At 45.0% G+C, this 12539-nt stretch carries 10 protein-coding genes and 1 other annotated feature; all 10 genes read right to left on the bottom strand.

The window, feature by feature from the left end:
- Positions 1-129: 129 nt before the first annotated feature.
- The gene (gene rpoC / locus BMZ22_RS15645; protein ID WP_090087320.1) at positions 130-3744 is read right to left on the bottom strand and encodes a DNA-directed RNA polymerase subunit beta'; all 3615 of its coding nucleotides are present in this window, start codon (positions 3742-3744) and stop codon (positions 130-132) included.
- Positions 3745-3844: 100 nt separating this feature from the next.
- The gene (gene rpoB / locus BMZ22_RS15650; protein ID WP_090087321.1) at positions 3845-7381 is read right to left on the bottom strand and encodes a DNA-directed RNA polymerase subunit beta; all 3537 of its coding nucleotides are present in this window, start codon (positions 7379-7381) and stop codon (positions 3845-3847) included.
- Between the two features lie 435 nt (positions 7382-7816).
- Entirely contained in the window at positions 7817-8416 is a 600-nt protein-coding gene (locus BMZ22_RS15655; protein ID WP_090087324.1) for a class I SAM-dependent methyltransferase, read from the bottom strand.
- Between the two features lie 204 nt (positions 8417-8620).
- Positions 8621-8986: a 50S ribosomal protein L7/L12 gene (gene rplL, locus BMZ22_RS15660; protein ID WP_090087326.1), complete on the bottom strand. Its 366-nt coding sequence runs from the start codon at positions 8984-8986 to the stop codon at positions 8621-8623.
- A 61-nt stretch (positions 8987-9047) separates the two neighbouring features.
- Positions 9048-9554: a 50S ribosomal protein L10 gene (gene rplJ, locus BMZ22_RS15665; protein ID WP_090087329.1), complete on the bottom strand. Its 507-nt coding sequence runs from the start codon at positions 9552-9554 to the stop codon at positions 9048-9050.
- Positions 9555-9588: 34 nt separating this feature from the next.
- Positions 9589-9738 (bottom strand) — a sequence feature (ribosomal protein L10 leader region).
- Positions 9739-9846: 108 nt separating this feature from the next.
- Positions 9847-10542, bottom strand: coding sequence for a 50S ribosomal protein L1 (rplA, locus tag BMZ22_RS15670; protein ID WP_090087331.1), 696 nt, complete (start codon positions 10540-10542; stop codon positions 9847-9849).
- A 193-nt stretch (positions 10543-10735) separates the two neighbouring features.
- The gene (gene rplK / locus BMZ22_RS15675; RefSeq protein ID WP_090087334.1) at positions 10736-11161 is read right to left on the bottom strand and encodes a 50S ribosomal protein L11; all 426 of its coding nucleotides are present in this window, start codon (positions 11159-11161) and stop codon (positions 10736-10738) included.
- A 266-nt stretch (positions 11162-11427) separates the two neighbouring features.
- Positions 11428-11961, bottom strand: coding sequence for a transcription termination/antitermination protein NusG (nusG, locus tag BMZ22_RS15680; RefSeq protein ID WP_090087335.1), 534 nt, complete (start codon positions 11959-11961; stop codon positions 11428-11430).
- Between the two features lie 171 nt (positions 11962-12132).
- Positions 12133-12303: a preprotein translocase subunit SecE gene (gene secE / locus BMZ22_RS15685; RefSeq protein ID WP_090087371.1), complete on the bottom strand. Its 171-nt coding sequence runs from the start codon at positions 12301-12303 to the stop codon at positions 12133-12135.
- Between the two features lie 41 nt (positions 12304-12344).
- A complete protein-coding gene (rpmG, locus tag BMZ22_RS15690) occupies positions 12345-12476 on the bottom strand; it encodes a 50S ribosomal protein L33 (RefSeq protein ID WP_425434290.1) in 132 nt (43 codons plus the stop codon).
- Between the last annotated feature and the right edge of the window lie 63 nt (positions 12477-12539).

Genomic DNA, 12539 nt, shown 5'->3' on the forward strand with positions numbered 1-12539 from the left:
TGTATAATCGGAAGCACCCTGGATATATTACCATCCTGATCTTGGATTGTCAACGACAATTCAATTATTTTTTCGGGTGCTTCCGACCATAACAATTATCTAGTCTATAAAAAAGATGCTCTTAAAGATTTAATAGACACTCTCGGTTTCTTCCGGGTCTTCGGTACTTTCTTCTTCAGGCTCATCAACGTCGGTTTCGAGTTTGCGATAACGTCCGATGCCTGTACCCGCTGGAACCAGTTTACCGATAATGACATTTTCTTTAAGTCCGAGCAATTCATCCCGTTTGCCTTTGATTGCAGCATCTGTCAGGACACGTGTTGTTTCCTGGAAAGACGCAGCGGACAGGAATGAATCTGTTTCCAGTGATGCTTTCGTAATACCGAGCAGGACCGGTTTACCGATCGCAGGCTGATTTCCTTCCTGCAAGACCGGTTTGTTTGCATCCCGGAATTGATGAATTTCCAGCAGTGAGCCCGGGAGTTCATCTGTGTCGCCTGATTCAACGACACGGATTTTCCGCATCATTTGCCGTACCATGACTTCGACGTGCTTATCACCAATTTCAACACCTTGCATGCGGTATACTTTCTGAACCTCACGCAGCAGGTATTGCTGAACGCCTTCGATGCCTTGCACACGCAGGAGCTCTTTCGGGTCAACCGAACCTTCAGTAAGTTCCTGACCGGCAATGACTTCATCACCTTCAGAAACTTTCATTCGGGCGTTATATGGAACGGGATAGGACCGCTGCTCTACTTCACCCTGAATGACAACTTCCTGTTTGTCTTTCACTTCTTTAATCTCCTGGACAGTTCCGTGAATCTCACTGATAACTGACTGGCCTTTTGGATTACGGGCTTCAAACAACTCTTGAATACGCGGCAAACCTTGTGTGATGTCATCACCAGCGACACCGCCTGTGTGGAAGGTACGCATTGTCAGCTGTGTACCAGGCTCACCGATAGACTGTGCTGCGATAATGCCGACAGCTTCGCCGACTTCCACTTCGTCGCCGGTAGCAAGGTTGCGGCCATAACATTTCTTGCATACGCCATGGCGCGTATTGCATGTAAATGCAGAACGAATGATGACCTCTTCGATGCCCGATTCAACAATTTGTTTGGCCTGATCTTCAGATATTACTTCGTTTTTCGAAACAAGCGCGTTGCCTGTTTCAGGATGACGGACATTTTCAAAAGCAGTACGTCCGACTAATCGATCAAGCAGTGGTTCAATCAGTTCAGTGCCGTCTTTCAACGCTGATACAGTCAAACCGCGATCTGTGCCACAGTCATCTTCACGAATGATGACATCCTGCGCCACATCAACAAGCCGGCGTGTCAGATAACCCGAATCGGCTGTCTTCAGTGCTGTATCGGCAAGACCTTTACGCGCACCGTGTGTTGAAATAAAGTACTCCAGTACTGTGAGTCCTTCACGGAAACTGGACTTAATCGGCAGTTCCATAATCTCACCGGCCGGATTGGCCATAAGACCACGCATTCCGGCGAGCTGCGTGAAGTTGGATGCGTTACCCCGCGCACCCGAGTCGCTCATCATAAAGATTGGGTTACGGGCTTGCAGTGACGCCATCAGACGTTCCTGAATATCATCTTTCGCTTTTGACCAAATTGAGATGACACGGTCATAACGCTCGCCATCTGTTATCAGACCACGTCTGTACTGTTTCAATACTTTATCGACCTGGTTTTGAGCCTCATCCAGAACTTCTTCTTTTTCCTTAAGCACAACGATGTCGGATACACCTACCGTCATACCTGCTTTTGTGGAATATTTGAAGCCAAGATCCTTCATGCGGTCAAGCATTTTCGATGTTTCACTGATCTTAAACCGTTTAAAGACTTCGGCGATAATGTCACCCAGTATGCCCTTTTTAAACGGCAGAATCAGGTCACGTTTTTTAATTTCTTCACCGATATCTGAACCTTGGTCGACAAAGTATTTATCCGGTGTTTCAATTTCAAGGTTATAGTTTGTCGGTTCGTTAATATACGGGAACGATTCAGGCAAAATTTCATTGAAAATCAACTTGCCGATTGTCGTTAAAAGCATTTGATCCTGCTGTTTATCTGTGAATGATTTTTTATTCAAACTTGAAGCTTTAACAGCAACACGTGAGTGTAAGTGCACATAGCCATTCTGATAAGCCATCAATGCTTCATTTGTATCTTTGAATCGGCTTCCTTCCCCGATTGCATTTTCACGTTCAAGTGTCAAATAATAGTTACCCAGAACCATATCCTGTGATGGTGTAACAACCGGCTTGCCATCTTTCGGGTTCAAGATATTTTGTGCTGCAAGCATCAGCACACGCGCTTCTGCTTGTGCCTCTGCCGAAAGCGGAACGTGGACTGCCATCTGGTCACCGTCAAAGTCGGCATTATAAGCTGTACAGACAAGCGGGTGCAAACGAATTGCCCGACCTTCTACGAGTACTGGTTCAAACGCCTGAATACCCAAGCGGTGCAGTGTCGGAGCACGATTTAAGAGAACCGGGTGTTCCTTAATAACTTCTTCCAGCACATCCCATACTTCTGGATGAACCCGTTCAATTTTACGCTTGGCTGACTTAATATTATGCGCATAGCCTTTTTCAACAAGGACCTTCATAATAAATGGTTTGAACAATTCCAAAGCCATCTCTTTTGGAAGACCGCACTGGTACATTTTCAGACTTGGACCGACGACGATAACGGAACGCCCGGAATAGTCAACACGTTTACCGAGCAGATTCTGACGAAACCGTCCTTGTTTCCCTTTCAGCATATGGGATAGGGACTTCAACGGACGGTTTCCCGGACCGGTTACCGGGCGGCCGCGGCGACCATTATCAATCAGCGCATCAACCGACTCCTGCAGCATACGTTTTTCGTTTTGGACGATGATGCTTGGAGCACCAAGATCCAACAAACGTTTCAAGCGATTGTTGCGGTTAATAACACGGCGGTAAAGGTCATTCAAATCTGATGTAGCAAAGCGCCCGCCATCAAGCTGAACCATCGGTCGGATCTCCGGCGGAATAACCGGCAGCACATCAAGGACCATCCAGCCTGTGTCATTGCCTGAATGCCGGAATGACTCCAGTACTTCCAGCCGCTTTATGGCACGTGTTCGGCGTTGACCTTGCGCTGTTTTCAGTTCCTCTTTTAATGCATTGACTTCTTTTTCAAGATCAATATCCTGCAACAGCTTACGGATAGCCTCTGCTCCCATTTGTGCTTTGAATGTATTGCCGTATTTTTCATAGTAAGCACGATACTCTTTTTCAGAAAGAAGCTGTTTCTTCTCAAGTGGCGTATCACCGGTTTCCGTCACAATGTAGGCAGCAAAATAAATGACTTCTTCCAGTGCACGCGGAGACATATCCAATACAAGACCCATGCGGCTTGGAATGCCTTTAAAATACCAAATGTGGGATACAGGTGCTGCGAGTTCAAGATGACCCATGCGTTCACGGCGGACTTTAGCCTTTGTGACCTCTACACCGCACCGGTCACAAACGACACCTTTATAGCGCACCCGTTTATATTTTCCGCAATGGCATTCCCAGTCCTTTTGCGGTCCAAAGATCCGCTCACAAAAAAGCCCGTCTTTTTCCGGTTTTAAAGTACGGTAGTTGATTGTTTCCGGTTTTTTAACCTCGCCATAGGACCATGAGCGAATTTTTTCTGATGAAGCCAGCCCGATTTTCATGTACTCAAAATTATTTACATCCAGCAAGGGTCTACCTCCCTTATTAATGTGCGAATTTGCCGGATCAGGAAACCAGCATTCAAGCCGGTTTCACCAAATCCGATCTTTATCATCAGCCCTGAAGATGTCAGTCTTCTTCACCTTCCAGGTTTAACTTGCTTGCTGATTGTGTCTCTTCTTCTTCAAGCTCCCGCATTTCAATCTCAGATTCATCGCTTGAGAGCATTTTGACGTCCATACCGAGACTTTGCAATTCTTTAATCAGCACTTTAAACGACTCAGGCACGCCGGGTTCTGTTACATTATCACCTTTGACGATTGATTCGTAAGCTTTAACACGGCCTACCACATCATCTGATTTGACTGTCAGAATCTCCTGCAGTGTGTAAGCAGCACCATATGCTTCAAGTGCCCAGACCTCCATCTCACCAAAACGCTGGCCGCCAAATTGAGCTTTACCACCCAATGGCTGCTGGGTAACAAGTGAATACGGTCCGGTCGAACGCGCGTGCAGCTTATCATCAACCATGTGTGCCAGTTTAATCATATACATAACACCGACGGAGACACGATTGTCAAACGGTTCACCCGTTCTGCCGTCATAAAGAATTGATTTGGCGTCATCTGCCATACCGGCTTCCTGCAATGTTTCCCAAACATCTTCTTCGTTTGCGCCATCGAAAACCGGAGTTGCCATATGCAGACCCAGCTCACGGGCTGCCATTCCCAAGTGCAATTCAAACACCTGTCCAATATTCATTCGTGACGGCACACCCAATGGGTTAAGCATGATGTCAATTGGCGTTCCATCAGGCAGGAATGGCATATCTTCTTCAGGCAAGATCTTGGAAATAACACCTTTGTTCCCGTGCCGTCCCGCCATTTTGTCGCCTTCTGAAATTTTCCGTTTTTGGACAATATATACACGCACAAGCTGGTTTACACCCGGCGGCAGTTCATCGCCATCTTCACGGTTAAAGATTTTAACTTCAAGCACGATGCCACCGGCGCCATGCGGCACTTTAAGTGACGTATCGCGTACTTCCCGCGCCTTTTCACCGAAAATGGCATGAAGAAGACGTTCTTCAGCTGATAATTCGGTAACGCCTTTAGGTGTTACTTTACCTACCAGGATGTCACCGTCGGAAACTTCAGCACCGATACGGATGATGCCATCTTCGTCAAGATTTTTCAGGGCATCTTCACCGACGTTTGGAATATCCCTTGTGATTTCTTCCGGTCCGAGTTTTGTATCACGGGCTTCTGATTCGTATTCTTCAATGTGGATTGACGTAAAGTCATCGTCTTTTACCATACGCTCACTCATGATGACCGCGTCTTCATAGTTATAGCCTTCCCACGTCATAAAACCGACGAGCGCATTCCGGCCCAATGCCAATTCGCCATCTTCCATTGAAGGACCATCAGCAAGAATTTCACCTTTTGTTACACGATCACCTTTTGAAACAATCGGGCGCTGATTATAACAGGTTCCCTGGTTGGAACGGATATATTTCTGCATACGGTAAACATCAAGATCACCTTGAACTTCTTTACCATCTACTTCCGAAACACGGCGCACGTGAACTTCTTTTGCTTCCGCATGTTCCACAATACCATCGTTTCGGCAAATAATGGCTGCGCCTGAATCCTTGCCTGATACATATTCCATGCCTGTTCCGACTAATGGTGCTTGCGGCTCCATCAACGGGACAGCTTGCCGCTGCATGTTCGCACCCATTAAAGCACGGTTCGAGTCATCGTTTTCCAAGAATGGAATACATGCTGTGGCGGCAGAGACAACCTGTTTTGGTGACACGTCCATGTAATCAAGTTTGTCGCGTGACACAACTGTGTTATCCCCTCGGAAACGCGCGATAACTTCTTCATCTGTGAAACTGCCATCCTCGTTCAGCCGTGCGTTAGCCTGGGCAACAATATAGTTGTCCTCTTCGTCGGCTGTCAGGTAGTCTGTTTCACCCGTTACTTTCCCTGTATCAGGATCAACGCGACGATAGGGTGTCTCAATAAAGCCGAACTCATTTACTTTCGCATAACTTGAGAGTGAGTTAATCAGACCAATGTTCGGGCCCTCGGGTGTTTCAATCGGGCACATCCGGCCGTAGTGTGAATAGTGAACGTCCCGGACTTCAAAGCCCGCCCGCTCACGTGTCAGACCACCTGGACCAAGCGCTGAAAGACGACGTTTATGCGTCAGTTCACCCAGCGGATTTGTCTGATCCATAAACTGGGACAACTGCGAACTTCCAAAGAACTCTTTTATTGAGGCAATAACAGGCCGTATATTAATCAGCTGCTGTGGTGTAATGCTTGATGTGTCCTGTATGGACATACGCTCACGCACAACACGCTCCATCCGGGATAAACCGATGCGGAACTGATTCTGCAGCAATTCCCCGACTGAACGCAGGCGGCGGTTTCCAAGATGATCAATATCATCGGTTCCGCCCACACGGTGCAGCAAGTTAAAGAAATAACTGACAGAGGATATAATATCAGCAGGGGTGATATGCTTGACGCCTCTATCAACGTTTGCATTACCTATCACATCAAGTTCGCGTTCACCATCAGGGTCGGTTGGGTCAACAATTTTCACGGATTGTACACGAACGGGCTCCTCAAGAACGCCTTCGTTTGTATCCACGTGCTTTTCGCCAACCATATTGTCCTCGTTTTCAAGGTAAGGGATAATCTTATTGAGCAATCTGCGCTCCAGTTTCTCACCTTTTTGTGCCAGAACTTCCCCTGTTTCAGGGTCAACAATCGGTTCAGCCAATACTTGATTAAACAACCGATTCTTAATATCCAATTTTTTATTCATTTTGTAACGGCCAACGTGAGCCAGGTCATAACGCTTCGGATCAAAGAAGCGTGAAATGAGCAGGCTTCTGGCATTTTCCACTGTCGGCGGTTCTCCCGGTCTCAAGCGTTCATATATTTCCAGAAGTGCTTTATCCGTTGTCTCCGTATTATCTTTTTCAAGTGTGTTTTTAAGGTATTCGTTATCACCAATGAGGTCGATAATTTCCTGATCTGTCCCAAAACCAAGCGCTCGTAAAAGTACTGTTATCGGCAATTTACGTGTACGGTCAATCCTAACGTAGGCAACATCTTTGGCATCTGTTTCGAACTCCAGCCATGCGCCCCGGTTTGGAATGACAGTCGCTGCTATGCCGCGTTTGCCATTTTTATCGAACTTCTCACTGTAATAGACACTTGGTGAACGTACAAGCTGGGAAACAATAACACGTTCTGCACCATTAATGATGAACGTGCCCGTATCGGTCATGAGCGGAAAGTCTCCCATAAATACTTCCTGCTCCTTCACTTCACCAGTCTCGTTATTGATCAAACGAACCTTTACACGAAGCGGGGCATTATATGTGACGTCCCGGTCCTTCGATTCTTCCACGGGATATTTTGGTTCACCGAGACTATAATCAATAAATTCCAGTGATAAATTACCCGCAAAATCCTCAATCGGGGATATATCCTGGAACATCTCCCGCATACCTTCCCTTAGAAACCATTCATAGGAAGCGGTTTGAATTTCAATCAGATTTGGCAGTTCCAGCACCTCACTAATACGTGCATAGCTTCTGCGCTGGCGGTGCCGTCCATACTGAACTAGTTGACCTGTCAACTGCTTCACCCCTCAAATCAAGCATTTTTCATAGATTATTCACATCGTGCTGCTGTGAAAAATGACTCATATATTTAGAAAAAACAAACTGATATAATAGCATGCAATCAGCTGTTTTTTATAACCAATGGCTGTGTATTGCTGTATAGATACAAAATAACAATAGCACGCGTACTACTGCCTAAAAATATATTTGAATACTGTTGCAGCAAAATTAGCCGCAAACAAAACTCAATCACCGGCGGAATCCCTCCTGCCTGCAGGAAAAATCATGCAGATAAGATGTTCAGATTCCTTTCGACATTATGGTTAGTTTTACCATTGTCTCCTAATACCAGTGAATTATACGTTTTATATAAGAGGAAATTCCCTCTTGACAAGGGAGGTCCCATGTTAGCATTTTATAATATTACCATAAGAATTTTTGAAGGTCAATCATTTCATCATCTTTAGTAGATAATAACCCTTACTGCGGTCAACAACTTTAACATTTCCGAACAATTCATTCAATTTTTTCATAGCAGAGGGAGCGCCCTGCTTCTTTTGAATAACGACCCACAACAAGCCTTTTTCCTGAAGGACTTCATAACTTTCTTCAAACATGCGGTGCACAGTCTGTTTGCCTGCCCTGATCGGCGGATTCGTCATAATGGCAGCAAAAGAATGACCGTTAACATTATCCAGACGGTCGCTTACAGCAAACTCAACATTTTCAACTTTGTTGTGCTGAGCATTTTTACGGGCCAATTCTACTGCACGCTCATTAATATCTGTCATGACAACGTTGCGTTGCTGAAAGCTTTTCGCCACAGCAATCCCGATTGGACCGTAACCACAGCCGAAATCAAGAAAAGGTCCCGATATAGACGGCTCTTCAAAATGTTCAATCAAAAAACGTGTCCCATAATCCACTTCATTTTTGGAAAATACACCATCGTCACTTTCAAATGTCAGGTTTTTGCCTCGGAGTCTATATTGCCATATCTTCGGTGAACTGTTAGATTGGGGGCTTTGTGAAAAGTAATGATCGGACATTTATGCACCTGCTTTGCGAATGTTAAAGTGAAACTCAATCAGTGGAGGGTGTACTTCCCTCCACTGATTGTTGGTTAAACAGAATCGGACATTTAGGGACAGTTAGCCGGCGCAGTTGGACGGGTTACTGGCCCTTACATGCGGGATAGATATAAGCAAATACATAGAAAGCCCGCCGGTCCACCGGCGAGCTTCCATATCAAATTACTTAAGTTCTACAGTTGCGCCTGCTTCTTCAAGCTGGCCTTTGATTTCTTCAGCTTCTTCTTTAGAAGCGCCTTCTTTAACTGCTTTAGGCGCGTTGTCTACCAGTTCTTTGGCATCTTTCAAGCCAAGACCGGTAACTTCGCGAACAGCTTTAACAACTTTAATTTTTGAAGCGCCGGCATCCTGAAGCTCTACATCAAATTCAGTTTGTTCTTCAGCAGCTTCACCGCCGCCGTCTCCACCAGCGACAGCAACCGGTGCTGCAGCTGTTACTCCAAATTCTTCTTCAATTGCTTTTACTAGATCGTTTAATTCCAAAACAGACATTTCTTTAATCGCATCAATAATTTGCTGATTATCCATCATTATTCCTCCATTTTTTTGGTTTTAATTATTCGTAAAGCCGGGTTGACCGGCGATTAATTTATGCGCCCTGTTCTTCTTTTTGATCGGCGATTGCTTGTGCTGCGTATGCAAAGTTGCGTACAGGTGCTTGCAATACGCTAAGCAGCATTGATACCATGCCGTCGTAATTTGGCAGGTCAGCAAGTTCTTTAATCTGCTCGAGTGAAGCTATCTCACCTTCAATGACGCCACCTTTAATCTCCAGAGCTTCATGCTCTTTTGCAAAGTTGTTCAAGATTTTAGCCGGCGCTATCACGTCATCCTGGCTGAAAGCGACTGCAGTCGGACCAACCAGTGTTTCTGTAAGGTCACTTAGTTCGACAGCTTCTACCGCACGACGCGTCATCGTATTTTTATATACTTTAAATTCGACATTTGCTTCGCGCAGCTGTTTACGCAATTCGCTTACCTCAGCGACATCAAGTCCACGGTAGTCGACGAGCAGCGTTGACTGGCTATTACGGAATTTATCTGCAATATCCTGAACGTGCTGTTTCTTCTGTTCCACAATGTTGCTGTTAGCCATCATTCCACCTCCTATTGATGTTCATCATCATACCGTATCTATTAATAAAGCCTCCATGCAGACATGGAGGCTTTAAGACAAATGACAACCCAATCCGGGTTTAATAATCATTAATCAAAAACACCTCGGCAGGAAATTAAGCAATATCTGCACCTGCTGTCTACGGTATAACGTATTCATCCTGTAACTCAAGTCATTGTACCCAATCATTCTGAATAAGTCAAGCTGAAATTTCACTGAGGTGAAATAACCTGCACTGACCTCTCAACCGATTTGCGGTACCGGCTGTCTCTTAACCGCGATACGGTGAAACATCCACTCTTATTCCGGGACCCATCGTGGAAGTTATCGAAGCATTGCGCATGTAAACACCTTTCGATGCCTGTGGCTTAGCCTTGGCAAGTGTATCAGCAATCGCTTCAAAGTTCTCAACCAGTTTACTGTTATCGAATGAGATTTTTCCAAGCGGCACGTGAATATTTGCAGATTTATCAACACGGTATTCAACTTTACCGGCCTTGATTTCGTTAACGGCTTTTTCGATGTCGAATGTGACGGTACCTGTTTTAGGGTTTGGCATAAGACCTTTAGGTCCAAGCACCCGGCCAAGTTTACCAACTTCAGCCATCATGTCAGGTGTCGCAACGACGACATCAAAATCAAACCAGCCTTGGTTGATGCTGTTGATTAAGTCTTGTTCCCCAACATAGTCTGCGCCGGCGTTCTCAGCTTCTGTTGCTTTATCGCCTTTTGCGAACACCAATACGCGCTGGGTTTTACCTGTTCCGTGCGGCAACACCATTGCTCCGCGGATCTGCTGGTCAGCTTTTTTAGGGTCAACGCCCAGTCTGAACGCAGCTTCGACTGTTTCATCGAAATTTGCTTTCGCTGTATCTTTCAGCAATGCAACCGCTTCTTCAGCTTCATATGATTTTGAACGATCAATCAGCTTAGAAGCTTCTTGATATCTTTTACTTCTTTTTACCATTTTGTTTCCTCCTCAGGTTGTGGTTTATAGCGGTAAGACCTCCCACTTGAAAAATGCCCTGAGCTTCGGTCATAACGCCGGCCATTTCAGCTGGAATTATGACAAAACATAAAGCTCCGGTATTTTTCATGAAAAAAGTTGCGAATGTGGAATCCATTAACGCAACCTGTATTGATTAATGTTTCAACTGGCATCAGTCTTCTATTGAAATGCCCATACTGCGCGCAGTACCTTCAACCATGCGAATAGCAGCATCCAGATCGGCAGCGTTCAAATCAGGCATTTTTGTTTCAGCAATTTCCTGAATCTGATCCCGCTTTACGGATGCAACTTTGCTGCGGTTAGGCTCACCTGATGCAGTATCAATTCCGGCCGCTTGTTTCAGCAATACAGCTGCAGGCGGGGTTTTCGTAATAAACGTAAATGAACGATCTTCAAATACTGTGATCTCAACAGGTATAATTGTACCAGCCTGATCTTGTGTTTCTGCGTTAAATTCTTTACAGAATCCCATAATATTGACACCAGCTTGACCCAATGCAGGTCCAACAGGCGGTGCTGGGTTCGCTTTTCCAGCTTCAATCTGCAATTTAACAACTTGAATAACTTTTTTAGCCACGAGACACACCTCCTTAAAGTCCGTGATGTGGTAATAGGGTTAGGCCCCTCCCACTCAACATTACCAATTCCCTTTTATCAGGGACGTAAATAACAAAAGAATTTTAGCATGTATTATCAAATTATGCAAGGGCAAGTTTTATTTTTTGATTGTTTTCACCTGGAATAGTGTTACCTGCATCGAAATGGATGTGAAGTGCGACATAATGACCAGCTTGCTGAACGATTGAAAACAGCTGCAGGCATCCACAGCTGTTTCGGCGTTTGTTACAGTTTTTCGATTTGTGGAAATTCCAGTTCGACCGGTGTTTCCCGTCCGAACATGTTCACATGCACTTTCACTTTCTGTTTATCAGCATCTATGTGCTCAATTGTACCCGTGAAACCGCTGAACGGCCCGTCCGTAACATGTACATTTTCTTTCAGCTCAAAATCAACTTGGGCAGGTTTTTCACTTATGCCCATCTGCTTCAGAACAAAATTGATTTCGTCGGGCAAAAGCGGTGTCGGCTTTGTCCCGTGGCCGCTCGACCCCACAAAACCGGTCACTCCGGGCGTGTTGCGCACAACATACCACGAGTCATCCGTCATGACCATCTCTGCCAGCACATAACCAGGGAAGAATTTTTTCTTAACAACTTTCTTTTTACCGTTTTTAATTTCTGTCGTTTCTTCTTCCGGAACAAGCACACGAAAGATCTTGTCTTCCATACCCATGGTCCCTACACGCTTTTCCAGATTCGTTTTCACTTTGTTTTCATACCCGGAGTACGTATGGATAGCATACCAATTTTTTTCCATCTGATCAGGACAAATTTACTTGCCCTTCCCTCCCTTATTTTTATAGCTTATAGTTAACCTCGCTGAAAAATCAGCCCATATTAAAAAACCCGATATTCCCCGGGTTTTCAATTCAAAATATATCTTATTCCATTATAGCATAATCTCAGCCAGTTTATTCAATATATGCGGTTAAAAAAACATATTCAGGAATTGCGAAATACCAAGATCAATAACAGCAAAAAAAACTGCTACAAAAGCTACTGTTGACAGTACTGTTATCGTATAACTCGTTAATTCGCGGCCTTTTGGCCAAGAGACCTTCTTCATTTCCCGTGCTACATCTTTAAAAAACTTGCCAATTTTCACGTCTGTCCCTCCACTCTCTTGCCGAAGAATACCGATCACTTTGTCTCACGGTGCCATGTATGACTGCCACAAACTCTGCAATATTTGCGCACTTCCAAGCGTTCAGGGTTCTTTGAGTTTTTGCTGGTTGTATAATTACGGCTCGCACAAATGGTACATGCCAGCACAGCTTTTTTATTCAACGCACCACCCCATCATAGGGTTTTTCACTCATATTAATGTAGCATTCA

This window comes from Lentibacillus persicus, from assembly GCF_900112705.1.
Lineage (GTDB): Bacteria > Bacillota > Bacilli > Bacillales > Amphibacillaceae > Lentibacillus > Lentibacillus persicus.

Excerpts from the sequence above, each read along its gene's own strand:
- BMZ22_RS15655 (WP_090087324.1), bottom strand. The coding sequence starts at position 8,416 with ATGTCCGATCATTACTTTTCACAAAGCCCCCAATCTAACAGTTCACCG.
- rplL (WP_090087326.1), bottom strand. The coding sequence starts at position 8,986 with ATGGATAATCAGCAAATTATTGATGCGATTAAAGAAATGTCTGTTTTG.
- rplJ (WP_090087329.1), bottom strand. The coding sequence starts at position 9,554 with ATGGCTAACAGCAACATTGTGGAACAGAAGAAACAGCACGTTCAGGAT.
- rplA (WP_090087331.1), bottom strand. The coding sequence starts at position 10,542 with ATGGTAAAAAGAAGTAAAAGATATCAAGAAGCTTCTAAGCTGATTGAT.
- nusG (WP_090087335.1), bottom strand. The coding sequence starts at position 11,961 with ATGGAAAAAAATTGGTATGCTATCCATACGTACTCCGGGTATGAAAAC.